16 protein-coding genes are annotated in these 26,138 nt (G+C 43.8%); all 16 read right to left on the bottom strand.

The window, feature by feature from the left end; genetic code table 11:
- Window positions 1-61 precede the first annotated feature (61 nt).
- Complete coding sequence (locus CS948_RS02515; protein ID WP_141560866.1) at window positions 62-3,409, bottom strand: hypothetical protein; 3,348 nt, start codon at window positions 3,407-3,409, stop codon at window positions 62-64.
- 170 nt (window positions 3,410-3,579) lie between these two features.
- Complete coding sequence (locus CS948_RS02510; RefSeq protein ID WP_255301841.1) at window positions 3,580-4,113, bottom strand: RNA polymerase sigma-70 factor; 534 nt, start codon at window positions 4,111-4,113, stop codon at window positions 3,580-3,582.
- Between the two features lie 354 nt (window positions 4,114-4,467).
- Window positions 4,468-5,562, bottom strand: a complete 1,095-nt coding sequence (locus tag CS948_RS02505) for a thioredoxin family protein (RefSeq protein ID WP_099290181.1) — start codon at window positions 5,560-5,562, stop codon at window positions 4,468-4,470.
- Between the two features lie 51 nt (window positions 5,563-5,613).
- The gene (locus tag CS948_RS02500) at window positions 5,614-6,609 is read right to left on the bottom strand and encodes a hypothetical protein (RefSeq protein WP_141560865.1); all 996 of its coding nucleotides are present in this window, start codon (window positions 6,607-6,609) and stop codon (window positions 5,614-5,616) included.
- A 31-nt stretch (window positions 6,610-6,640) separates the two neighbouring features.
- Window positions 6,641-8,089 (bottom strand): RagB/SusD family nutrient uptake outer membrane protein, encoded by a 1,449-nt coding sequence (locus CS948_RS02495; RefSeq protein WP_176554879.1) that lies wholly within the window; start codon window positions 8,087-8,089, stop codon window positions 6,641-6,643.
- An 11-nt stretch (window positions 8,090-8,100) separates the two neighbouring features.
- Window positions 8,101-11,670, bottom strand: coding sequence for a SusC/RagA family TonB-linked outer membrane protein (locus CS948_RS02490; protein WP_176554878.1), 3,570 nt, complete (start codon window positions 11,668-11,670; stop codon window positions 8,101-8,103).
- 86 nt (window positions 11,671-11,756) lie between these two features.
- Window positions 11,757-12,923 carry a FecR family protein gene (locus CS948_RS02485; RefSeq protein WP_099290177.1) on the bottom strand — a complete coding sequence of 389 codons (1,167 nt, stop codon included), beginning with the start codon at window positions 12,921-12,923 and terminating at the stop codon, window positions 11,757-11,759.
- A 360-nt stretch (window positions 12,924-13,283) separates the two neighbouring features.
- Window positions 13,284-13,814, bottom strand: a complete 531-nt coding sequence (locus CS948_RS02480; protein WP_099290176.1) for an RNA polymerase sigma-70 factor — start codon at window positions 13,812-13,814, stop codon at window positions 13,284-13,286.
- 251 nt (window positions 13,815-14,065) lie between these two features.
- A complete protein-coding gene (locus CS948_RS02475) occupies window positions 14,066-15,247 on the bottom strand; it encodes a TlpA disulfide reductase family protein (protein ID WP_099290175.1) in 1,182 nt (393 codons plus the stop codon).
- A 44-nt stretch (window positions 15,248-15,291) separates the two neighbouring features.
- On the bottom strand, window positions 15,292-16,926 hold the full coding sequence (locus CS948_RS02470; RefSeq protein WP_099290174.1) for a PKD-like family lipoprotein: 1,635 nt from the start codon (window positions 16,924-16,926) through the stop codon (window positions 15,292-15,294).
- A gap of 17 nt (window positions 16,927-16,943) precedes the next feature.
- Window positions 16,944-17,714, bottom strand: a complete 771-nt coding sequence (locus CS948_RS02465; protein ID WP_099290173.1) for a DUF4843 domain-containing protein — start codon at window positions 17,712-17,714, stop codon at window positions 16,944-16,946.
- A 44-nt stretch (window positions 17,715-17,758) separates the two neighbouring features.
- The gene (locus tag CS948_RS02460) at window positions 17,759-19,159 is read right to left on the bottom strand and encodes a RagB/SusD family nutrient uptake outer membrane protein (RefSeq protein ID WP_099290172.1); all 1,401 of its coding nucleotides are present in this window, start codon (window positions 19,157-19,159) and stop codon (window positions 17,759-17,761) included.
- An 11-nt stretch (window positions 19,160-19,170) separates the two neighbouring features.
- Complete coding sequence (locus CS948_RS02455; RefSeq protein ID WP_176554877.1) at window positions 19,171-22,554, bottom strand: SusC/RagA family TonB-linked outer membrane protein; 3,384 nt, start codon at window positions 22,552-22,554, stop codon at window positions 19,171-19,173.
- A gap of 144 nt (window positions 22,555-22,698) precedes the next feature.
- Complete coding sequence (locus CS948_RS02450) at window positions 22,699-23,859, bottom strand: FecR family protein (protein ID WP_099290170.1); 1,161 nt, start codon at window positions 23,857-23,859, stop codon at window positions 22,699-22,701.
- Window positions 23,860-24,147: 288 nt separating this feature from the next.
- On the bottom strand, window positions 24,148-24,678 hold the full coding sequence (locus CS948_RS02445; protein ID WP_099290169.1) for an RNA polymerase sigma-70 factor: 531 nt from the start codon (window positions 24,676-24,678) through the stop codon (window positions 24,148-24,150).
- Between the two features lie 95 nt (window positions 24,679-24,773).
- Complete coding sequence (locus CS948_RS02440; protein WP_099290396.1) at window positions 24,774-26,138, bottom strand: TolC family protein; 1,365 nt, start codon at window positions 26,136-26,138, stop codon at window positions 24,774-24,776.

Here is a 26,138-nt window from a genome sequence, read left to right as displayed (position 1 = left end):
TTGTTTTGTGTGACAAGAATTTTATTTTTTTCGGGAAAAAATCATTTTTCACTCGTGTAAATTATTCTTTTAGCCAAACCCATTTCACTGCATCGGCGGTTAACTCTTGAGAAATAACTCTATCGTTCATTTTTATTTGCTCTTTTCTATCCCTGTCACTTAAGGTCACTCTCGCCTCTTTCGTAAAATCAAACACACCTAAAGAGATCCATCCCACGTCATCTCCATTCACGAACGCCACCACCTCATGCTCCCCGTTTCCGTCGAAAATGGAGTAATAAAACTCTTGTTTTCCATCCATATCGATATACGTTGGTTTTGCATGATGAAAAAATACTTCATATTTACCCTCTCGAGGCAATTCGATACTCCATTCCACTTTTTGCTTGCCTGTCCCCGCCTGCTTCACATACGCGCTTCGAATGGGATAACCATAAAAACCGCCATTTATCACGGGAGTCCATGTAGTTTGACGAGAATATTTGGCATCATATTCAGGACGTTCTTCATCTTTTCGCAGCAAAGACAAGAGATTAAAATCTTTTGACTTCACCACCCTGAAGCCGGGATCCTCATTATCAACGATAATCTCATCCGCATTTCTATTTTGAAAGAAAACGGAAGAATCGACACTAACCACACGAGTCGCAGTATCCACCCATCCTCGAACATCCTTCTCTAACGACAACTTCCAACTATCCGGAAGATTTTGAGCTAAAGGTGTCTCGATACAATAAAAATTCCATATCCTCCCTCGATCCCTTGCCGTGATCATCCTCCCCTCGTGCGGTGGGATTGTCCATACCTGAAAGTCACTTGTCGCAATAAGCCCCGGCACATCACCCCGGTTAAACACTTTAAAACAGAACACCACGTCGGTATTTTTCTCCCCGAACTTGATTGCACGTGCATCCCGGATGTCAAACAAAGGTAACCGATTGGAGCCATACCAGCGCTCAGCGAGAGAATCCAAACGCAAACCGAAAGATTGATAAAATTGTTGACAATACTCTTCCCAAGCCATCTCTTTAAAACTATTTTTCTTCAAAATGTCATGATGAAATTTAAGGAATGAGTCACTTTTGACATTTAACATGATAGACATACATAATTCTTCGCTTTTCTTTTGAATTATACTTCGCAACACTTCCGGGGATAACGACCTATCATGCAACGCATCCTTTAAACTTCCATGTTTCAAGTATTCTATCACGTCAAAATTATTCTCTTCAAAATAAACAATACTCCGTTGACAACGAAACAACGCATAATTTATAGCTTCATTGATTAGTGGTATCTCGGCAGAGGAAATAAAAGTCGTTTTTCCGCAGAATGCAGGTCTTATATTACAACTTCCTTTCCCGAAAATCGGGTCAAACGTCTCGTACTTGAACATCCTCATTACTCCTTTTTTCTCCTCTTCCCCCTTTGGAACCTCATACCGGTAATTTCTCACGGTATGTAATTTTTCTGGGAGAAACACAAGACCGGCCTGTTCTCTTTCCCCGGTTAATTGCATCAAATCGGGGAAAACATGATAGCCACACGGTACTTCCAAAAGGGTAAACCACCGGTACGGGTAATGACGGGTCGGGTCAAAACCTTTCCTCTCGAGAACGATTTCAAAAGCCTCTTTTAAATCTCTGGAACTGTCTTTCAACTTGTACACCATCACCCAATCTTCCTTCGTGAATTCTTCACCAAAACTCAAGCACTCCTCTTGTTCCAATATACCCTTCATATCCTTCAATTTCATGGCAATTTCTTCATCGGGAAAATCATATCGTTCGAGAAGATACTCGTGCCCCGGATGATAATAGAGTGTCAATCGGGTTGTATCAAACTGAAGACCTAGTGCGATCGTTATTGTCCGCTTTTTGTAATTACCAATACAAAGGCTAATGCCGGGCATGTCATGAGTAAAACGGAACGAAGTTACCCCTTTTCCCTCTTCAATTGTTTCTCCTTGGGCTATCGCGGTTAACGCGGGATCATGCTCCACCCTTAACGAATACCGGGTAAAATTCAAATCCATTCCTCCCGAGGCACCGTACGGGGGAAGTCCCACGGGATACCACAAACACTTCGGGGGCAACAATTTGTACCCTTTCTCGCAAAAGGCTGAAGTATTACCGTGACGAAAGATCCCGCCGACATTCACGTCCGGGGAATAATACTCGTCGGAAGATACGTCCAAATAACAAAAGGTATTTTCAATATTCCCCTCGTAATCAATCAAAACTTCCAACGAATCGCCGGGAACCAGTTTTTCGTCCACAAGCACAGCCTGATGCTCCCTCCGAAAAAAAACAGGCTGTCCCTCCACCTTGATAGAAGCAACTTTCAAACCCGGATTCAAATACATGATCAAAGGCACCTCGCCCGAAGTCCTATTCTTAACAGTCATCCGGCTATTCACGGAAATCCCCCCGTCTGCAAGTTCCTTCACGTGCAAGCCATTGCTTACCACCCGAATCTTGGAATCTCGTTCATATTTCTCGTACACTCCCTTGTAAACTTCCCTTAACTCCTCTTTTTTCCCGTACCGACCAAGATAAATAAACGCTCCTCCCGCGGCAAACACGAGTAAAATGCAAGCAATGCTTAAACAGACTTTCCGACTCCGCGCATAATTAAAGATTCTCGGGTAAGGGATAATCGAAAACACCGCAAAACTACCTCCCGTCAACAAAATACTTCCTCTTTGCAACAAATAATTCCCCGGATTCACGTGTCCCGTGAAATCTGAAAACATATTCGGGAGATAACGGGCACAAGGATCCAACACCCCATGCAAAAATCCAGCCCCTAAAAAAGTTATCCCGCCCAGTAACAAAAACGACACAATTAAACTTATCCCCGGGTTACGGATAACACGGATTACAAGACAAGAAAAACCAAGAAAATAAACAGAAGCAGGTAACGTAAGAGTGATCCAATAGAATAAATAATAAAACAAATTAAAAGACCCGGGATACAAGACAAGATTAAAAATAATTGAAGTCAGGAATAAAAACCAATTGAGCAGGGTAAAAACAAGCAATAGCCCCAAAGCATACCCCGTAACCATCTCGCTGTTCCCCTGTGAACGAACGTACAACGCATCTCTGGTACCCATGTTTAGCATTCTCCAATCGTTCACCACAAAACACACGACAAAAAGTAACTGGATAACATTAAAGTAATAAGCACTTTTAAAAGGTATTGCCGAGGATAAGGCTAAAGAAGTCCAATCCGGAGCAAATTGCAACGCATGCTTTACCGAACCGGAATCACTGCTTCCTAAAGATGTGAACTGGTAAAGGATAAGCCCACAAATTGCCAAAACCAGAAATAATCGAAATAAGATACTCCTGCGTGCACGTTTAAATTCGTACAATGCCTCAATCCAAATGTTACTTTTGTTCATGCTTTCGAGTTGTTTATAAAAAAGTACAAACTTGTCTTCTATACTCCCCTCCTTGTTTCTCACAATTCAATGTTCAAACGCACTCCTATAACGGCTTGCCTCTTGTTTTGTGTGACAAGAATTTTATTTTTTTTGAAAACTACAACTAATTTACTACCAAAGAGTATTCTTCACTGTATATAAATGACAAGAATTAATGTATCCCTTTCATTGGACAATATATCCCTTAATTTCTTATATCCCCGGGAAACTTGTGTACGAATCGTATTAATTGATATTCCTAACTCTTCCGAGATTTCCAAATATTTTTTGCCCTCGATTACATTCAATTTTATAATCAAGCGACATTGTTCCGGTAAACTTTCAACAGCTTGATTTACCCGATCATATATTTCCTCATCAACATTCTCGTCCACATCCTCAGCCACGATCATAGCGTCAGCCATCAAAAATTTATGACGGTCTATCACCTGCAAATGACGTAAATAATCCAGTGCGGCATTTCGAGCAACTTTATAAAGCCACGATTTCAAATTAAAGTTATCCGGTAAAGAACGGCTACTCTCAAACAATTTGAAAAAAATATCCTGTACTATATCTTGCGCAACATCCTGATCTCCAACATGTCGATTCACAAACACGAGAAGTTTCGGATAATATTTCTTAAATATTATCTCATAAACACGAGGATCTCGCTTTCGCAACCCATGTACATCATCCGGATTAGATAAATCAGTCAACTCCAATTATTTATATTCACATCTAAATTCCATTAAATGAACGTTTGTTAAGATATAAAATCATAAAGATTATCCAAAATATCGAATATGGATAAGTTGTTGTGTTACAAATTAATGTATAAAAAAGACTTAGACCTTAGTAAATAATGAAATTCGTTTTTTGGCACATCATCAAACGTTCATTTCTTGCTATCAAAAATAGCTAGAAATTCCGTTCACACAACACCTCATCTCATTTTTTTTTGAACCGTTTATTTAAAACGAACAAACCGCCCCGTAAACAGGGCGGTCTTATAAACCGAAAACAAACAAATAATCTTACAACTGCCTCTCCAACTCCGTGAAATAATACGACACGTAATCAACATTAGCCTGAATATTCAAATTCGGAATAAACGCTTTCCCAATCTCCACGAATTCCTTCAACGCCTCTTTATCTTCCTGTGACCGGAAATAAACAGACACAGGCATAACCATCATCATCACATCGGCATCCGAGAAGCGGGGAAATTCCTTGCAGCATAGCTTCAACAACTTACCCGTATCCTTCTTTTTATAGGCATTTGCCATAGCCACGTAGGCTAATAATTGTTTCTTCCGGTCTGTTTGCAACTCACGGATAACACGTTCCATCACTTTAACATCGTCCGGGGTCGTTTTAGTATCCCGTCCCCAAACAATAGAGGAAAGCACTCCCGCGTATAGATTTGCCAAGCGGGTATCTACCTTTTCTCGCCCCACGTGCCGATAGAACTGTTTTCTGTTTTCCAGTAAAAAATGATAATTAGCAGAACCGAAAGGAGCCAGATCATTATTATCAAACAAACTCCAACACGCCGATTCAACCTTTTCTGTGTCAGTCAATTGCTCTGTCAACAATGCGGCAACTTCCCTCACTTGCCGGATATCGCTTACCTTCAACAAAGCCTCCAAATACTCCAATAGAAATTGTTTATCCCGTTCTCCCCGCTCGTAACGCACGGTTAAAGTCCCCACGGTCTTCTCGCTTTTCATGGAATTTTCCACCCGGTTGATAATTCCGGCAACATCCGAACCGCCGACCAATTTATCATGCACAGTCCCGTCCGGTTTTATCAACACGAATGTAGGGTAAGCTCCAATTCCCAGTTTCTTTGCTAAAGCGGGTCCTTCTCCTTTTTCCATGTCATACTTCACGTTGACAAAATGGATATTGAAGAAGTCCCCTGCCTCCGCTCGTGTAAACACTTTCTCTGCCATCATTCTGCAAGGACCGCACCAAGATGTATAAGCATCCAGAAAAATCCAACGATTCTCCGCTTTCGCTTTCTCCAAGGCTTCCTGAAATGTCAACTCTTCAAACTTCACCCCCTCCTGCGCCCAAAGCCATCCGGACAACAGAGATATTATCAATATTAAAAATGTTCTTTTCATGATGTATTTTTTTAGTCCGTAAAGTCTATAAGGTCCATAAAGTCCCCCATTCTACTCCTTATACCCGTCAAATCTCTCACGATACCTATTACCGGCAGCCTGAATATCCCAATTGTATTCCTTGAAATATTTGGTAATCACCTCGTATTTCAAAGCACGGGATTTACTGTTATCCAGATACTCCTTCTTAATATTCTCGTAAGATTCCGTAACCAACAAGCGAAGCCATTCCGCGAAATCCCCCTCGAACGAGCGGGAAGAGCCTCCTGTAATATATCCCCCGTTTCGACACAATTCAGCCACGGCTTTTTTATACTTGATCACGTAAGGGCGACTGTTCACCTCATCTTCGTCATCATCATTCGCGTCCGGATTCTCCTCTTTCCAAGCATCCTCATCCTTATCGAACTCATCTCCCAGCTTCTCGTAAGCCACTCCGTCATCATACGCCTTGCCTGCCGCCACGAAATCTTTCAGAGGCTCCTCCATCCGGGCAACAATCATGGTACCTATTTTTCTCCACACCTCCGACGCCAACACGGAATCCCGGTAATAGTGATTCACGGGATCGGTCACCTCTATCGCCCCTTCCGACGTGTTCGGCCACATCAGAATCAGCCTGCTCCGCCCCAACGCTTTCACCGGGTAAATCCAATAAAGCGAACCGTATTCCTTCACGTAAAACAACTCCAACGGGAAATACGAGTTAGCGTATTCTTTCGACACGTTACTCAACAATGCTTCCGAGTAATACAACACTTCCGGGATTTTCTCCTCGTCCAGATTCTGCGCCCCTCTCATGGCAACAAGTGCGTCCTGTGCAAGGATAGCATTCGTCAACTCGTCGATACTACTGAAATAAGTACGCACCCAAACCCCGTAATCGTTATACATCGATTTCACCCGGGGATCGGCATTCTCGTCCGGACCAAACATCTCGACGATCCCCAAATCATCCGTCGGGGACAATTTACTCTCCTTGTTACAACCGCTCAAAAACAACACGAGCGCGGTCAACATCAAATATATAGTCTTAGATTTCATCATGATATACATTTACAAATTTATAATCCGTCATCTATCTCGGGTTTATCGGCATATTCGGGCTATTCAATTGTTCAGACAACGGTATCTGTAACACGTAACGCAAATCCCCTTGATTCAACGTGTGTACCTGCCCGTTCTCGTAAGCATGCCGGATACCCGGCTTACCGAGCCGCCTCAAATCAAACCAGCGCATTCCCCCGTCGAATGCCAATTCCACCCGACGTTCTTCCAAAACCCGCTGCAAGGCGGTTTCTGCCGTGAAATCAGCCTTATCCAGTGCCACGTAATCCGTTTTCTTGATACGAGTCACCAGCAAACGGTTCAAATCCTCGATAGCCAAATCCTTCTCTCCCGTCCGGGCGTAAGATTCCGCGCGAGTCACGTAAGCCTCGCTCAACTTCAACCCGCTATAATAACAATCACTCTGCTGAGTCGCGAACATCCGGTACACCGTCGGTCCCTGTTCCGCGTAATCGGCACTCCCCGGATCGGCATTCGATTCGAAAATATACCTCCGGTAATCCACCACACCGGGATCACGCTTGCAAAGATTCAACAACTCTTCCGTCGGTTTAAAACGGGTTTTGTAATAATAATACGGGTTCCCGTTTCCCTTGCCGCCCACGAAGAACAACACCTCGTTCCGGTAATCCGTGTCAATAAACCCGTAAGTATAGCTGAAAGCGTTTGAAATCTTATCCAACCCGTCCAAGTAAGACTGAATCTCGTTCATGTCGAACAAAGACTTCGCGTCGATCACGTAACTTGCTGCCTCGATCGCTTCCCTGTACTTACCCGTGAACAAATAGACACGAGCCTTGAAAGCCTGCAAGGCGATATAATCAAAACGATACTTGCCTTTACTTTCCTTGCCTACCAAGTCCTTGGAAGCCTCGTCCAAATCCTTTTCGATCTGTTCCCATACCTTCCCGACGGACACGCGCACGTTATTCTGGGTATTCTGGTGTACGTCCGAGGCACTCAGCGGCATCGGGACACCCGGTTTATCCATGTTCTCGTCCGCGTAATTCTCGGCGTAAAGATTCACCAGATAAAAATAGCAATAGGCACGCAGGGCATAAGCCTCCCCCCGAACCGTTTCGAACAAAGCCTTTTCTTCCGTAGTGGGAGTCTTCCCGGCGAACTCGTCCAGCACCGTGTTGGCGTAAAATACAGACGAGTACAATTGTTTCCAATACGTATCCTCCGCCTCGTTATACTGGTGCGTTGCCGCCCAGACAAACCACGGTTCATACGACTTGGTAACAGCCGACGTGACGCTCAGGTTCGCGTACACGTTATCGGTCGCCAAATCGGTATTGATAAAGAAATTCTCCCGGGGATAGCCGCCCAGCAGGACAGATTCGAAATCCTCCACGCTCTTCGGCAACATACTGTTCACCGGTTTTATATCGAGCAAATCACAACCGCTGAACAACGTCAGCAGCAAAAACACGGATGTATAAAATATCTTCTTCATAATCAAAAGCATTAAAATTGTACAGATACTGAGAACGAATAAGAACGGGGCAACGGCAAATAGGTATTCCCGAAAGAAACATTCGCATTACTTGCCGAACTATATTTCATGATAGCCCCCGTCGCTTCCGGGTCTTGTCCTTTCAGCCTAGAATTCTTCCATACGTGCAAATTATTTCCCTGCAACATGAAACGGATATTCTGTATCCCCCACTCTTTCAACTTTGCCAGTTTCAGGTCATAACTCAAAGAAACATTCTGCAACCGCACGAAATCACCTTTTACCGTCCGCAGATCACTATTATTGTACATCGTGGCATTTGACGGATAAGGGTAGAACACGGCATCGTCGAACTCGTTCGCTTCCAACCGCGGGATATCCGTGTGTGCCTCGTCACCCGGGTTCCGCCATCTGTTCGCCCATTCTCTCGACATATTCTGTGTCGCTTCCGGGTAAGCGAAAGCCTGTCCCGTGGTCATATTCCTCAAGCGGATCACGTTCCCGAAATTGCCCACGAGCAACACGGACAACGCCAGATTCCTGTACTCGAAAGTATTCGTGAATCCCCCTTGTATCTTCGGCATCGTCGTCCCGGAATACACCAAGCCTTCGACATCATGCATACCCTTCAACACTTTTTCATCCTCGGCGTCATAGAATTGCGCCCGTCCGTCTTCATTCAACCCGGCATAGCGGTATGACCACAATCCGTTGATCGGCTTACCCACGATAGCCGCCGACGCATAATCCGTCCGCTGGGCATTGGTCATAGAACCATACGTCGGGGTGGAATACACGTCCAGTATCTCGTTTTTATTATAACCGAAATTCAAGTTGGACGTCCACCGAAAATCCTGCAAATCAACATTCACCGTGTTCAAGGCAAACTCCCACCCCGTGTTTTTCATCGAAGCCCAGTTCACCGACACCGACGGGAAACCGGAAACGAGAGATACCTCTTTCTTACCCAACAAATCCACAGCCTTCTTGTAATAGTATTCCAACGAACCGTACACCCTCCGGTTGAAAAGCCCGAATTCCAAAGCCAAATTCGTCGAGTAATTCTTTTCCCACTTCAAATTCGGGTTCTTCGGCGCCTCGATCACCAGATAATTCTCCTTCTTCACGGCATCGATAGTACCTACCTTCGCTACCAGATCGGAATAAGCATCCGCCACGTTCCCCTGACTGCCGTAAGAACCTTTCAGCGTCAGGTAAGTCAACCATTTCACGTCCCGCAAGAAATTCTCTTCCTTCACCTGATAGTTGAAACCGACAGACCACAGCGGTTGGAAAAGATCGTTGGTCTTCACCCCGAAACGATTCGAGCCGTCCGTACGGGCATTGAAACTCACCGTGTAGCGATTCATAAACGTGTACCCCGCCACGCCGAACCACGAAACGGCAGCCGACTCGTTCAAGTTTTCCACCCAGTAAGGCTCCCCGATTTTCGCCATCAAATCCAATTGCAAAATTTGCTGGTGTCCCCTATCATGGGCGTAACCGTAAATCTGCGTGGTTTCCTCCTCGTACTTCGTGGTCCGTATCTCCTGTCCCACCATCACGTCGAAGCGATGCTCCTCGTTAATCACCGGCATATAAGTAAGCTGGTTACGGAAAGTAAGCGAACTGTTATTCGTTCCCCTGCTCCGGCGGTATCCCCCGTCATGCCACACGGACTCGTACGTCGTGTTATCCTGCATCGTCTTCTGGCGGGAACGCACGAAATAACTATCCTCCGTGGCGATATCCACGTCCGTGGTATTCTGTTTCGAGAACGAGAACAAGCTGCTGAATGTCAAGTCGGATAATATCTTCCACTCGATATCCACCGTTCCTTTCAACCCGTAACTCTTTGACTTGCGCCAACTTTGTTCCCGATTCTCTAGAAAGTTAAATTTCAAATCATTATAATACATGTAATTAAAATCCCCGTTCTCGTCGTAAGCGTTATGGGCACGAGTCGTGTAAATCGCCCACTCGTAAGGATTCTCCCGTGAATCCACCGCGAAGAAACTCTTGTTATTGCGCATATTCACGTCGAGCATTCCGCCTACCCGTAAATTATGCCTTAACTTGGTAAACACCTTGGCTGCCATCGTGTACGTTTCCATCCCGACATCCTTCGCGGTTGCCTGCTCGTCCATGTAACTACCGGAAAGATAGAACGTCGTCGTTTCCGAGCCGCCGGAAATACTGATACTATGCCGTTGCGTGATCGCGTTACGGAAAAGATACTTGAACCAATCCGTGTTCACCGTTTCCAACCGATTCACTTTCTGCTGGAACTGTTCCCACGTCATCTTGTGATCATGCACGTCGATAAAATAACGCTCGAAATCGGAAACCGTACCGTATTCGCCCGCTTTATTGGAATTTGCCTTCAGCAATCCTTTTTCCAACATCTCCATGTTAATATCCACCCGTTCCTTCGAGTTCAACATATACGCGTCTTTCAACTTCGGACGCATTCCCACGCTCACGCTACCGTTATAAGTCACACGGGTTTTCCCCGCCGTTCCCTTCTTCGAGGTAATCACGATGACACCGTTTGCCGCTCGCGTACCGTAAATAGCCGTGGCAGCCGCGTCCTTCAACACGTTGATCGACTCGATATCATCTACGTTCACACCCCCGATACCGGAAGCGATCAAGTTCCGGTTATTCAGCAAATCGTCCACGTTCGCGTCTACCGGGTCTTCCAGCACGATACCGTCTACCACCCACAACGGCTGCACGTTCCCGCTAATCGTGGAAGTACCCCGTATCCGGATTTGCGGAACAGCACCCGGGGCACCGCTCGTGCTCACGATCGTCATACCCGGCACCTGTCCTTGCAGCAACTTGTCGATACTCGGCTGATTTACCATTTTCAAGCGCTCCATATCCACCGTCGTGATAGAAGAAGTCAATTTACGACGTTCTATCTTCTGGTATCCCGTTACCACCACTTCCTCCATCTGGCTCACGTCCTCTTCCAGCACCACGTTTATCACTTTCTGCCCCGTGTACGTCACGGCTCTCGTCTTCATACCGATAAAAGAAAATTCCAACACGATAGAAGCCTGTTCCGGGAGCGACAATTTATACTCCCCGTTAATATCCGTCGCCGTACCCGTGCTCGTCCCCTTCACGAGAACCGTCACACCCGGCAGCGGCACGCTATCCTTATCCATGACCATCCCCGTGATGGTGACGGACTTCACCTGTTCCTGATTCACCGGTTTGTAAGAAATCACGATCACGTTATCCACCACCTCATAACTATAATTCCTCCCGAACACCAACCGCACGAAATCAGCCAGCGAGCCGTCCACGAGCTCAACGGATACTTTCCTGTTCACGTCGATCTCCTGTTTATTGAAAAAGAAGTCCTGTTTCAACTGCTTTTCCGCTCCCCGCACGGCTTCTTCCAACGTAACATCTTTTAATTTAAGGTTGAGCACCGTCTGGCTCACCACGGTGGCGGACACGTGTACCAGCCCCACCAACAAGATCATAAACACTACTTTAGTCACACGGAATAAGTTAAAAAATTCCCTGTTCGTGCCGGAATGGCACAACTTTCGTACTTTTTTCATAACTTTGAATTTCAAATTAATATTGAGGTTCTTCTTCGGGAGAATCAGATGAGGATTGTTGACGGCAATCCTCATTTTTCTCCGGTTCAGTTCTTAATTGCTACATATATTTTTCTTCCTTGAACATTAAATATCACGTTACTCGTCTTCTCCACGAGCGACAACACCTTGCGCAAATCCATATCCCGGTTGATCGCTCCCCGAAATTCATACCGCCTTACCTCGGGAGCCTGATACTTCACCTCGATATCATACCAGCGTTTCAATTGGTGCATCAACTCCTCCAAGGTGGTAGAGGGGAATACAAAGCGTCCGTCCCTCCAAGCGATAAACTGGTTCACATCCACTTCCTTCACTTCCGTTTTTCCGGATTCCACGTTCCAGACACTCTGCATTCCCGGTTGCAACACAATTTGTTCCCCGCCCCTCTCTTCCGAGAAACGCACGGAACCTTCCACCAATGTAGTGTATATATTCTCTTCGTCCTTGTAAGCCTTTATATTAAAAGATGTCCCCAGCACCGTCACGCTCGACTCGTTCAAATAAACCCGAAACGGACTCATCGTATCCCGCTTCACTTGAAAATACGCCTCTCCCTTCAAATATACATTCCGCCCGTTCACGGCAAAACGCACGGGAAACCGTAACTCGGATTCGGAATTGAGCCACACTTTCGTCCCGTCCGCCAGTTCCAGCTGGTAGAAACCGCCCGTCGGCACCTTTAACGTGTTGTACACCAATTCTTCGCTCTCGTTCACTTGTGCCTGCACGTAAGTCAATCCCCGCAAGGAATCATCCCGTATCCCGGACACGACATCATTCCCGATACGTTTCCCTTTCCCGTCAAGCACGACCTTCTCCCCGTTATCCAGAATCAACTCCACCGCGTTGCTTCCCGGCTTGAAACTCCCGGCTTGCTCAGCCACCCCTATACTCCTCTCTCCCGGCAGACCTCCCGCCATCCAAATTACATACCACCCCAGTAACAGAATAATTGAAGCCGCAACCGATGACCACGTCATAATCCGACGACGACTTTTTCTCCCGATCGCTTTCTCGAACCGGGTATACTCTTTCGCCCGCTCCTTCTCGAAATCCACGTGAACATATTGCCCGTGAAGTGCCGATAATTCCTTCAACAACTCCACGTGTCCCGGCTCGTCCATCCACTTCTCCACCAGCCCGTCATCCAACTTATTCCGGCGCACAAGTATCTGATTTGCAAACTCTATATCTTCTTCTCTATGCTTCATTTCTTTTCGCTTTTCACAGCTAATACACGTACCCCCCGAAAATGGGCGACAAGAAAAATAAAGTTTTTTCCTTTTTTTATCACGAATCAACCCGACCGATACCAATAAAGAGGATACGCTCCCGTTATCCTATAACGTAATATCCCCGTGATTTTTGAATAGCCCCGGCAAAAGGCAAATCCACAGAAACACCAGATGTGTTAAACTTGTTTATTTTTCACTAAAACGTGGGCTAAGTGTGGGCGAACTACGGGCTAAGAGTGGGCGATGCCGCCTAAAAGTCGCCTAAAACCCTAGCAAAAGCCACCTAAAAATAGAGTAATACCCCAGTAACGGGGTAGGTCAACCCCGAATTATACTTTATTTTCCCAATATAAAAAGTAGTACCAAATCATCCTGCAATTCGTCCCGCAAGAATTTCAACGCACGAGTAATATGCGTTTTCACCGTGTTCAAACTGATGTTCATCTCTTCCGCCACCTCTTTATATTTCTTCCCGTCCACGACACATTTCACCAACGCCTCCCGTTGTTTCTCGGATAACAATGCCAATTTTTCCTCCAAACGTTCCAGACGCTTCTCGTAATCATCCAACTCTTCCGCCGCCGACTCCAACAACTCCCCAACCATTCGTTCGTTCACCTCGATTACCCGCAAATGACGTAAATAATTCAACGCGCTGTTTTGTGCCAGAGTAAACAGGTAAGACTTTACCGGATACACCGGATTCAAGTGTTTCCGGTTCTTCCAGAGCGTCAGAAAAACATCATGCACGATATCTTTCGCCACCTCCTCGTCCCGCACGTAATTATACACGAACCCCGCAAGGTTGTTGAAATGCAACCCGAATAACTCCTCAAAACCACGATTATCCAAAAGTTCCTGCTTCATTTTACATTTTTCTCGTAATGGACGCTCCCAACTTCACATTCACAAAAATATACTTTTTATTAAATTAAAAAAAGAGTCTGAGAAATTATATGTTTACAAAAAAAGAGGAATTATCTTTTTCACAAGACAATTCCTCTCCAAACATCAAAAATGAGTATTGTTATCTACTAAATAATTCCATCAATTTCGTATCCAGCCACCCGCCGCGAGCATTCGTCAACATGCTCTTACCTTGCGGGTCGAGTAAGAACTCAATGTTTGTATATATTCTCCAAGTGCATATTCAGCCAACCACCCCGGGAACTCAAGCTATAGATTCGTCCTTCTTTATCCACCAACACACATGATGGAATACCATTAAAACCAAACAACTTCACACACTCTTTATCAAACTTCTTTCCCTTCGCCCCGCACACTTGCGTCCATTTCATCTTCTCCTTTTCCACGGCGTCCTTCCAAGCCGCCCGATCATCATCAATAGAAACACTAATTATATCAAACTCATCCTCACGATACTGTTCGTAAGTTTCCTTCAAATGCGGGATATCAGCCCGACAAGGACCGCACCAAGAAGCCCAGAACTCGACCAATGTATAATGCCCTTTTTTCACCAATTCCGACAATTTCATCGCTTGTAAATCCGTATTCAATACCTCAAAATCAGGTAGCACGTCCCCAACGTAAACGGGTCTCTCCAACAACGCCTTCATCGTTTCTTGACCTTGGGGAGTTGTTTTTACCGATTCCGGGAAAAATGTTGCAATTCTTTTAGCTTCCTCTCTTCCATAAGCCCTAACACCCAGATTCTGCGCAACATACAAGGCGACAGGAGATTCCGGATTCCGACGGATAAACTCTACACCAATCTTATGAATGCTATCCTGCATAGCCTTCATCCCTCTCACGCACCGCACCGCATCTTCCTTCGTACCTTTGTTATGATAATACGCACGCCCGTATGCCCAAAACAGACTATCATCTTTCAATATTAATGGATTCACTTGTTTTTGATACGCGGCGTACAAATCATGTGAACGAGAACCCTCGATTCGTAAATTGCGGGGTATTTCCAAAACCAATTTGGAAGGTAATTCCTCGAAAGGTATAGAAAAGCGGATTTCCGAATTTTCTATATAAAACGGAATCATAATTATATCCTTCCAACCAGAAACCCGCTGAGAAGGATTCTTAAAATACGTGATATACCGCAATTCCGGACCGTCCACTTCTCCCTTAAACACAAAACGACCATTTTTCAATTTCACACTATCATAATAATGCATCGGGGAATCAAACTCTCCTGTCATGTATACCCATGCATCTTTCGGGGCTCCTTCAATCATTCCTTTGATCACGTATCCCTTCGGCTTACTCTGGAAAGCCATCAATGACAATAAAGTCAACAAAAAACTAAATGTAACTACTGATTTCATTTTACTTTTCTTTTTATAAATACTAATTTTTCCTTATTCCTTTTTCAAATAAACACAAAATCTACTATTTCGCCGAAATCCGAATACACCTGCGTTGCCGGATAATCTTCACTATCAGAACCGATGCCTCCTGTTAGCGATAAATTTAAAACAACAAATTCACTCTTTCCATTCCCCATATCGAATGATACCCCCAAACTCCGCGATACATCAAACTGATACGCAGCAAACAAATCTCCGGATGGAATGCTTCTCTTGGCAAACTTCATCTTTGCCGCTTTACCTCCCGGGTGCGTGTACACTGGCGTGGCTTTTCCTCCCGCCTGTTTAAAATCCAATCGATACACCGTATTACCCGACGCGTAAAAAATGATACCATTATAAGATGGAGTTGATGCAAAACAAGTACTTTCATCCAAAGATTCTGGTAAGTTAATCTGATAATAAGCATTAAATGCTGCAGCCGCAGACGAGATTAAACCTTTCAAATTAAATTCGTAAACAAAACACTTATCACCGCTTGTAGCCAAAGCATAACCATACACGCCAGTCCCACTAAAATCAAACTGATACCCTGTACCCACATACAATACTTTTTGATCCGCCGGTAAATTATTAGGATCTATCATCACCGTACTACCATCACGAATCGGAATTAATGTAATCGCATCCCAATTCTCCCAACCTTCATTAAAACGCAAAGGATCATAATACAACATACCCGAATCGTCGGTATTATAATAATACGCGAAACGATGTCCTGCTTCATCATACAACAAAACCGTGTTCATCAGTTTAGAAGCCAAGGTAAACTTCACGTCACCTTCCAACTCGTAAGCCGGTTTATAAAACTTTCCTGCCCTAGGAGTTTGATAAAAAACTCCTCCCTCGGACAATAAAAACGCACAAGCAGACCCATCTCCATCCATCAACTTAATACGTTGGAAATCAAAACCGGGTTTTGCCATTGGTGCCACCATTCGTGAAAGACTATCCTTCTTCGCAAACCTTTCCCATTGACAATACACCCCGGCTTCATCGGGAACATCTGTCAAAACATAAAACATATTCCAAGTCCCATATCCGTAATATTTAACTACCGTCGTGTATTGCCCAAGACAAAGCGGTTTACCCACCAACCTCTTGCCGGAACTTTTAAAATAAGCTTCATCTTCAACCACAATATCGCCCCCAATATACTCTACCGATCCTAATTCCGTCTGGCTATTTTTACTATGCAAAATCATCCAAGCCCCATCATACGGTTTAGTCAATTGTAAAGTCGTATTTACCGGATACTCGAGTCCAGTGGATTCATCATACACGTTCACCCGAAAATAATGCTTGTATTTCAAATTTCCCGCATTCGGATCAACATGGAAACGTAATGTTTTTTCGGTACCTACTGTATCCAAATCTGTTCCATATATCAAGGCCAGATTATAAAAATTATAATTTATATCCGAATGTATCCACGTGTATTTCAGATTTTCCTCGTTATCCTGCAAAGTCTGCGACAGCCGGGGTGTTATCGTAATAACCGTGTCCCTATCCAGACGAACAGTATAAACGTCATCCATTGTTACATTCAAAGTATTCACATCCTTATAATCATAATTCCCCTTATCATCATAGCAAGAAGCTAGCAATATGGCTATTACATATATCAATTTTCTCATAACAGCTTATTATTAAATCAATTTCGGTAATCCGGTATTTCAATCCATTCTCCTGTATTTTCATCAATCAAAGGTTTGTTTGCCGGATTAGCTTTATATGCCTCGAAATCCCGATAAAAACCATTCGAATTAAGGATTGCACTATAATTCCACTTTTTCAAGTCCGTTTCTCCATACTTTGTGATCAGATAACGCACCTTCGTTTCACTGTAAGCCCCGAAAAACAAGGAGTAATAATCGTTCCACTCTTTCTCGTCCGATCCCCATAATTCCAAACTTACCGAATCTTCCACTTTTAAGTTAAAAACCTGTCGCTCCACCGTACCGGCTTTAAAATCGGATTTCTCGTAATCAAATGTCAAATCAACCGAATATTCTACATTACGAGTTGCCGGACGTTTCAACCAAATTTGAAATACGGCTATCCCCGTATCTGCCGGAACATAATACTCTTCCGGGAAAATAACCTCCAAAGCGTTCTTCCCGGTACCCCTTGTCGTGAATACTACTTTACGGGGATAATCTGTTATAGGTCCACTAATTTTAACCCCGATTTGTACCGTATCCATCAATAAAGAATCTCCTAAAGGATTAATCCCGAAATTATTCTCGTAATTCAAATAATCCTTATCGTCACCCCAATGTGGCTTCTCATTTTTACCTCTGTAATAATCACCCATGAAATTAATTCTTTCCCCCTCGTCATACTGTACCATTTTATATTCTTCACAACTCTGAAGAAATACAAACAGAACCAATAGTTGAAATACAGTCGTCAAATTTTTCATACATCACTTATTTGATTGTAAATATTCTCAAACCTTATCATTACTCAATTCGTCTTGCCAAATAAACTCTCGTTATCCGGCCACGAGAACATATAATTATTCTCAACCATATTATTCACCGGACAATGCAAGAATGTCGGATAACCATGTCGTTTGTAAAAGAAAAATAATTGTCCTTCCCCATAAAACTCTTTTCGATATTCTTTCTCGATCTCGTTCAATAGATTACTCTCAGTACATACCACGTAATCAATACCACGTATCTCCCTAACTTTATTCAAGAACACGGCAGCCTCTTCCGGTGTTTTAGCACATTCGGCTAATACATAATACATTTCTGATAAACGTATCAAAACGACGGTACCTTTCGTGGATACCCATAAATTCTCTTGTTTATACTTCCGCATGGTGCTCCGACCATTACTAGCGTAATCAAACGCCACACCTTCTCGTACTCTCACATCATTCATACCGTCATTAGCGACATCAAACATCTCATTCAGAAAACTTTTATTCATGATACTATAAAATGTATTATTTGTTATTTCCTCTACTTGCTGGTCAAACTTGTCCACGTAAACAGAGAAAACAATCTCCTTCGAACGCAAAATATCCGAAGCCTCTCCAACTAACTCGAAATAATCACTCTCAATCACTTGGTTGGCATAATTTTCCGCTTCACTCTTATTCCCCGCATATAGATACACTCGTGCTAATAGAGCTTTCACCGCATATAGATTCATTCGCTTATGCCGATACACCAAAAAAGCATCCTTGTCCGACATCATTTCACTCTCATCCGTTACAGGAAACTCAAAATACAACGGATCGGTATCTCTAAGCAATATTTCGGCCTTTTTCAAATCAGCAATAATACTATCCACCACCACGTTCGACGCCTGCATCTCTTTGGGTTCATTATCAAACTTCGTCCGGTAAGCAATCCGCTTAGCCGTTGGATGATCTTTGTATATCGGTCCGTACATCCGCAACAAATCAAAATGCAAAAACGCACGCAGCCCCAAGACCTCACCCTTGATAATCTCGTAATAATGTTCGGTCGTAAACACCTGTCGGTTCTTGTCACAATAATACAATAGATTATTCACGTTAGCGATCACATTATACATTTCTCCCCATATTTTCTCGGTATAACTTTCTGTTTTAGTGGAAGGAAAAGTATAAAACAATGCTCCGCTGTAAAATAATTCGTCATTTTCATAACGTTGTCCCAATATATCCAGAAAACCATAACTCAAGTTTCTGGCATACAAATCGGTTGATGCCATTTTAATATATATTCCAGTCAAAGCTTCCTTAAACCCCAATTCACGACTAAATATATCATTCTCCTCCACTGTCGTCTTTGGTTTTACATCCAACCAGTCGGAACAAGAACAAAAAAGCAACATTCCCCAAAAAATACTAACAATACAATTTCTCATACCTTATAAATTTAAAAGGTTACATTCAACGACATAGACACCCCGCGAGAAAACGGGTAATCAATACCCCGTTCCATTTTCACCGTGGAGAAACGACAAATATCCTCCATGTACAGACCTAACGTTACCGAACTGATACCGACTCGTTGCAAACACTGAAACTTCTGTCCCTCCATACGATAAGACAAATTTATCGTGGAAAAATAAAATTCGTTATCATCCATCACGAAACGAGAACTTTCCTTCGTGTCTACCCTAGACACGTTTCCATCAATCGCCTTAAAAAACACTTGATCCCCCGGGTTCTTCCAACGGTTGTACAAAGCTCTCCTGTCCGTGTTCATATGTAAATTCGCATTTTCGACCTTATCTATCAAAGTTTGATTAAAAACCTGTCCTCCCCAACGGTATTGCCCTGCAAGAGTCAAACTGAATCCTTTGTAAGTAAACGTCGTGGAAACCGTACCCTGAAATTTTGGCTCAGTATCCCCCACCGGCACTTGATCTACAGCCGAATACTCATTCGTTAACTGCCCGTTTCGAGTCATGAACACTTCACGCCCAGTCTGCGGATCAATTCCCATGGAACGTACAGCCCAAATCGTGGTTTGTGAATAACCGTTCTCATACCGAGGTAACGGACGTTTCTTGCGTTTATCTGTAACATCTTCCTCCCTCTCTGCAATCTCCATCTGCTTCTCATTCATCACCTTCAATGCGTTAGAAATTTCCTCGATACGTGATTTATTATGACTTCCGGTAAAAATAATATTCCAATAAGCCTGTTTTGCCGGGTTACTATACGGCATCACTCGTAATGTCGCCTCGTATCCCTTGTTGGATATCTTTCCCAAATTCTCCTTCATCGTGGAAAAACCCACTGAAGGTGCCATCGAATAATCCAACAACGTATTTTTCGTGTATTTCTCGTAATATTCTAACTTGGCACTCAAGATATTACGCCACATCAAGAAATCCAACGACACGTTATAGTTCTCTGTCTGTTGCCATTTTAAATCGGGATTTCCCAAACCGTAAATCTCCGTACCCACCACATCCGAACTTTTGTATGTCTTCATCAAATTCGTGTAAGTGTACATCTGCAACGACTGATAAGGAGTGAAACCCTGCGCCCCCGTGATTCCATACGTTCCCCGCAATATCAACTCATCAAAAATCCCCAATTTTTGGATAAAATTCTCCCGATCCAAATTCCAACGTACACCCAACGACCAAAAAGGAGCGTAACGATTATTCTTCCCGAACTCCGAAGAAGCGTTCACGCTCATGCTATAATCCAACGCATACCGTTGTTTGTAAGAATAATTCAACGTCATCACAAAAGCCAACGACCGGGCAACACTCTCGCTCCCCGTTGTGTTCCGAAACTCTGTACCCATATACACCTCGCTCAATTTATCATTGGGAAAACCCTTCATGGAAAAGGCTGTCGTCTTCATGGAACTCTCATTTATACTATAACGAGCAAAAGCAGCCAACAAATGATCTCCAAAGGACTTATTATACGCCCCCGATAAACTCAATCTGTACTGATTCTCTTCTCTCTTCGTCGATTCAAAACTCCCTTTTTTAGCCGGATCCGCTTCAAAATAAAAATCATTATGCTGTGCAGACTTGAAAACTTCCACTGTCCCGTCACTCCGGCTTAACGTGAAATCCAAACTCAATCGTAAACTTTCCACGGGCAAATATTCCACTTTCAAAGCCTCCCGTACCCCAAAATTACGACTATCATCCTTCGACTCGAATTGCGCATTCCACAACGGGTTCAGCGTCGGGAGTATCTTACTCGTTCCCCCGGCATAATAATCATCCAACACTTGCTTAACATTTCCATGTTCATCTCTCTTGCGATAATAAGGATTCACTTGAGCATAATCTTGAAAACTCCCGTAAGGAGAAGTCCTCGCTCCATCTGAATAATCCACGGACAAAGAATTATTAATCAATATTTTATTTGTTCGATAATTCAAATCAATCTTCCCCGTCTTCGTGTTCAAATCCGACTTCTTCATCACACCGGGAGCCCACCTTGCACCCAAATAAATCTTGTAACGCAACATCCGGTCACCCCCTTCTACCGTCAACCCGTGCCGATGCGCAAAAGCTGTTTGTACAGGCTCTGCCAACCAATAGGTATTCACCCCTCTCATAACCTCCTGTTTAAGACGAGTGTAATAATTCATTAATTCAACATCATCCTTAGTTATATAATAACCTGCCAATTCTTCTACTTCCAACTTTTCCTTCGCATTCATCAAATCATAAACACTTAAATCCGGCCACTGCAACTCGTAATTCCCATTATACGTGAATCTCAACTTCCCGGAAACGGGAGCTTTCGTTTCCACCACGACCACCCCGTTAGCTGCCTCCGAACCGTAAATAACCGTGGCTGCCGCATCTTTCAACAATGTTATCGACTCGACTTGCTCCGGATCCAAATCCATAATTGTCGTGGCATCCACCCCAATCACACCGTCCAACACGAACAACGGCTGATTAGGACGGGTGTTCACGTCACCACGTAATACCACCACGTCATCACTCTGGTAATTCCCCATGCTCGCTTGGCCGCGCATCTGGAAATCGGGAATAGCGTTCGGGTTCGAGCCCATTAAGTTACTCGCGTTCATCTTAAAACCGGGATCCAACATCTGTAATGCCTTCAACACGTTACCCGAAGTCATCCGTTTCAACTCCTCCCCGGACACCCGTGTTGCCGATCCCGTAAACCCTTCCTTCTTCCGGGTAAAAATACCCGTCACCACTACCTCATCCATCTCCTCCGCTTGCTCCTGCATCACCACTTTCAACTCCTTCGTCCCCGCCAGAATCCCTTTATCCCGAATATCTTCCAGATTCACGCTCCGAGTTTCCATTCCCACGAACCGAAAAATCACCACCACGCCCTTCAACTCTTTCGGTAGAGATAAACTAAACTTTCCATCCACATCGGTGGCACACCCCACCGTGGTTCCCTCTATCAACACAGTCACCCCCGGCAACGGCACCTCATCCTTGTCCACCACGACACCTTTCATCAACACCGACTTCTCCTCTTTTTTCGACTCCGGGACTTTAGGCATAATCACAATCATATTGCCTTGTAACCGATACCTATACCCCTCTCCAAAAATCCCCAGCACCACCTCGTTCAATGACGCCCGCTTAAAATTCACGGAAATCTTACGAGTAACATCAACCTCCCGCTTACTGAAAAAGAAAGCTTGTTTCAACTGTTTCTCCACTTCCAGCACAACCTGCTCCACCGTGGCATCCTTTAGCTTCAAAGTAACCCTCGCATTTTGCTCTTGTTCCTGTGCCGAAAGGTGTGTAAGCCCCACTAACATACATAAAATCATGATTTTCATCACTCGGAATAGACTAAATAATTCCCTGAATGTGCCATTTATGCACACACTTCGCTTTTTTTTCATAGTTTTGTGTACTAATTAATAAAAATACTTCATCAAGAAGTTTGGCGAGGATTGTTAACGGCAATCCTCGTTTCTCCTCTAACGTCTTATCACAGTTATTACTTTTCCTTTCACCTTGAAATCTACATTTGTCGTTGCCTCCATCACGGACAACACCTCTTTCAAATCCATATCCCGCCGAATCACTCCCCAAAACTCGTAATCTTTCAACTCCGGATTCTGGTAAAACACATCAAAATCATACCAACGTTGCAATTGACGCATAATCAAATCCAGTGTCATCGCCCGAAACACGAATCGTCCTTCCCGCCAAGACACGTAAAGATCGACGTCCACCTCCCGCACTGTCAACTCCCCGGTTTCCATATTCATAATTCCCTGCATTCCCGGAGCCAACACCTCCTCCTGTCCGTTTTTCCCGGAAACGACTTGTACCTTCCCGTTCACCAGCGTCGTGTACACGTGTCCGTCATCCCCGTAAGTATTCACGTTAAATGATGTACCCAACACGGTTATCTCGGCTCCATTTACCCGTACGATAAAAGGTTTCTTCGCATCCTTTGCCACCTCGAAATAAGCCTCACCTTTCAAATCGACGATTCTCTTATCTCCTACAAAAACCACCGGATATTTTAACTCGGTTTCTGCGTTTAAAAACACTTTCGTTCCGTCCGACAACACCAAAGGATATTCCCCCCCGATAGGTGTCACCAGTGTATTATACACCTCTTCCGCATCTTTATACAACCCTGCCATGGCATAATCCAAACCACCCAACGAATCGTTTCGAATACCAATCTCCTTCTTACCGGCAATCATTTCATTTCTTTGTCCCAATCGCACTTTTTCCCCTGTCGCTAACAACAGTTCGGCTTTTACACCCGGCATCGCCCTTTCTGTCTGAACCATTAATCTTTCCTCGTTCAAATTTTTCCATTCATCTACACCTCGACCAACATACAAAGCCACAATCAAGATAATTGAAGCCGCCACGGACCAACGCAATGTCATCCTCCGGCTTCTCCGGTCAGCCACGGATTGTTTCAAACGAGTCAACTCCTCCGTTTCCAAATGCCCGAACTCTTCAACAGCCAACCTCTCCCTCATGGTAGCCAACTCATCCAGCAACCGCACGTGTTCCTTATCTTTCATCCACAATTCAACGGCAGCATCATCCAATTCTTCCCGATTCGTCAATATCTGTCCGGCAAACTCTATATCTTCATCACAATATCTCATGATTATTTAAATTTTACAATAACACAACAACACCCGTGAAATGGGTGACAAACAACTACAATTATTTTATACTTTTCTTTCATTCCGACCAACCGACTATAACAATCTGTTATTCATCAAAATACCCAACACTTCTCAATTCACTTCTTTCAGAAATACAACTTTTTCGGAATCAAATCCCCAAAAATCACAACTTTTTCGGAATGGCACAAAAAAGAGTGCTCCTTAAAGCACTCTCGATTTTGAACATTTGATGTCCTCAACTCATTTCTTATACTTTTCCAATGATTATTTTAAAGTGAACATCAGCAACACCACATCTTCCCGCAACTCGTTTCTCAAGAATTTCAATCCGCGGGATATATGAGTTTTCAAGGAATTTACACTGATCTCCATCTCGTCCGCCACGTCTTTATATTTCCGTCCCTCGACAAAACATTTCATCAATACTTCCCGCTGCTTCTCCGGCAATTCCGCCAATTTTTCATTCAAACGGTTTAGACGTTCCTCGTAAACTCCCAGTTCTTCACCTGCATTCTCCAACAAATCCGAAACCTCCCTCTCGTTCATTGCCACCACCCGTAAATGCTTCAGATAATTCAACGCATAATTCCGGGCTAAAGTAAATAAATACGATTTCATGGAATAGGAAACATCCAGACGCTTCTTGTTTCTCAACAAGGCAAAAAATACATCATGAACGATATCTTTCGCCACCTCCTCGTCATTCACGTAGCTACATACAAATCGCATCAAATCTTGGAAATAAGATTTGAATAAATCTTCAAAAGTGCTATCATTAAAATCAATATTCCCCATGTTTGTATGTCTCAGTAACAATCACACGTCACCACAAAAGTAAACTTTTTTCGGATATGACAAACAAACATTTTTATATTTCACGCGAACAACCGCTATTCCTCGACATTCTCCATCACAATAGAATCACGGATTTCCCCGCTCACCAGCAATAACGACAACTCCGAAACCTTTGCCTGATATATAGCCGACAATTTCCGGTCTACGGCATCAATATAACTACGTTGAAATTCACGGAACTCGATTCCCGAAAGAGAACCGATCTTGTATTTTTCCAAAGCCGCATCCAGATTTGCCGCCGCAACATCAGCACTCTCGTTTTCGAAATTCACCATCAACAAGTTATTCTCGTACGTGTTATACAACAACGCCAAATCCCCGAGCATCTCTTTTTCTGCCTCTTGGTATGAAAGCTCGGTATTCTCCAACTCGATCTTCGCGTTTTTGATCTTCGTACGATTCTGTAAACGACTAAAAATAGGTACGTTCAGCGAGAAGCCCCAGTAAAATCCGTTCGTCCTGTTTAACGTGGTCGCGGAAGACGGTGCATCCGTTTTATTATAGTTATACCCGGAAGTAAAATCCAACGTGGGGAACAACACAGCCCGGGTATTTTTCAAATCCAAAGCCGAGATTTTCTGCTCCTTTTTTGCCAGCAACAAAGTCGTGTTACTTTGTAACGTCCTTTGTTCCAATACACCTAAAGACAAAAGAGGTCCCAATAAAATCGTATCCCGCACGTATTCCACCAACTGCAAGTCAGTATTCATCAACTTGTTCAACGTGATGTAGGCTCCTTTTAACGCTTCTTTCTGTTTCACGTAAACAGAACTGTCCGCGTTTAAATCTATCTTTGCCTGTTGGGCTTCCAAACCGGAACGATTACCCACCTCGTAGCGGGTCTGTGCTTCCTCGTAGCGTTCGTTAGAAACCTCCAACGAACGAAAAGCCGCCTTCAACTTATGCTGTTGCACCAGCACGTTATAATAGGCAGCGCTTACATTCACGATCAGATTCTCCACCGCCTGCTGAACGGCAAGTTCTCCTATCGCCAGCAACTCTTTCTGCTTCTCGTGCGTGGTAAACATCTCCAACCCGTCGAACAAACGCCAGTTCAGTGCAACCCTGGCAGAATAATTATCCGTCTTTATATCGGACATCTTATTCACCTCTCCCGCACTATTTTCCGTTTTGGAATCATTACGTGTTTGTGTCTGCTTTGCATTCGCGTCCACGGTAGGTAAAAAAGTAGAGTAATTCAAATCATTCTTTGCCATACGGGCTTCATTCCGGATAATCTTAATAGAATAATTCGACTCCAACGCCTGCGCTATACATTCCGGCAAAGTCTTTCGCTCTTGGGCGAAACAATTGAAAATTGAAAATTGAAAATTGAAAATGAGCAATAAAAATATTGACTTCAATGCAATTCTCTTATATTGTAACCCACATTTTATCAT

It is taken from the genome of Butyricimonas sp. Marseille-P3923, from assembly GCF_900184685.1.
Taxonomy (GTDB): domain Bacteria; phylum Bacteroidota; class Bacteroidia; order Bacteroidales; family Marinifilaceae; genus Butyricimonas; species Butyricimonas muris.
The sequence above is the reverse complement of the archived record's forward strand: the minus strand, read 5'-3'. Positions and strand labels throughout refer to the sequence as shown.

Bases quoted from the DNA above. Each gene is read 5' to 3' on its own strand.
- CS948_RS02515 (WP_141560866.1), bottom strand. From the start codon at position 3,409: ATGAACAAAAGTAACATTTGGATTGAGGCATTGTACGAATTTAAACGT.
- CS948_RS02505 (WP_099290181.1), bottom strand. From the start codon at position 5,562: ATGAAAAGAACATTTTTAATATTGATAATATCTCTGTTGTCCGGATGG.
- CS948_RS02500 (WP_141560865.1), bottom strand. From the start codon at position 6,609: ATGATGAAATCTAAGACTATATATTTGATGTTGACCGCGCTCGTGTTG.
- CS948_RS02495 (WP_176554879.1), bottom strand. From the start codon at position 8,089: ATGAAGAAGATATTTTATACATCCGTGTTTTTGCTGCTGACGTTGTTC.
- CS948_RS02490 (WP_176554878.1), bottom strand. From the start codon at position 11,670: ATGAAAAAAGTACGAAAGTTGTGCCATTCCGGCACGAACAGGGAATTT.
- CS948_RS02485 (WP_099290177.1), bottom strand. From the start codon at position 12,923: ATGAAGCATAGAGAAGAAGATATAGAGTTTGCAAATCAGATACTTGTG.
- CS948_RS02480 (WP_099290176.1), bottom strand. From the start codon at position 13,814: ATGAAGCAGGAACTTTTGGATAATCGTGGTTTTGAGGAGTTATTCGGG.
- CS948_RS02475 (WP_099290175.1), bottom strand. From the start codon at position 15,247: ATGAAATCAGTAGTTACATTTAGTTTTTTGTTGACTTTATTGTCATTG.
- CS948_RS02470 (WP_099290174.1), bottom strand. From the start codon at position 16,926: ATGAGAAAATTGATATATGTAATAGCCATATTGCTAGCTTCTTGCTAT.
- CS948_RS02465 (WP_099290173.1), bottom strand. From the start codon at position 17,714: ATGAAAAATTTGACGACTGTATTTCAACTATTGGTTCTGTTTGTATTT.
- CS948_RS02460 (WP_099290172.1), bottom strand. From the start codon at position 19,159: ATGAGAAATTGTATTGTTAGTATTTTTTGGGGAATGTTGCTTTTTTGT.
- CS948_RS02455 (WP_176554877.1), bottom strand. From the start codon at position 22,554: ATGAAAATCATGATTTTATGTATGTTAGTGGGGCTTACACACCTTTCG.
- CS948_RS02450 (WP_099290170.1), bottom strand. From the start codon at position 23,859: ATGAGATATTGTGATGAAGATATAGAGTTTGCCGGACAGATATTGACG.
- CS948_RS02445 (WP_099290169.1), bottom strand. From the start codon at position 24,678: ATGGGGAATATTGATTTTAATGATAGCACTTTTGAAGATTTATTCAAA.
- CS948_RS02440 (WP_099290396.1), bottom strand. From the start codon at position 26,138: ATGATAAAATGTGGGTTACAATATAAGAGAATTGCATTGAAGTCAATA.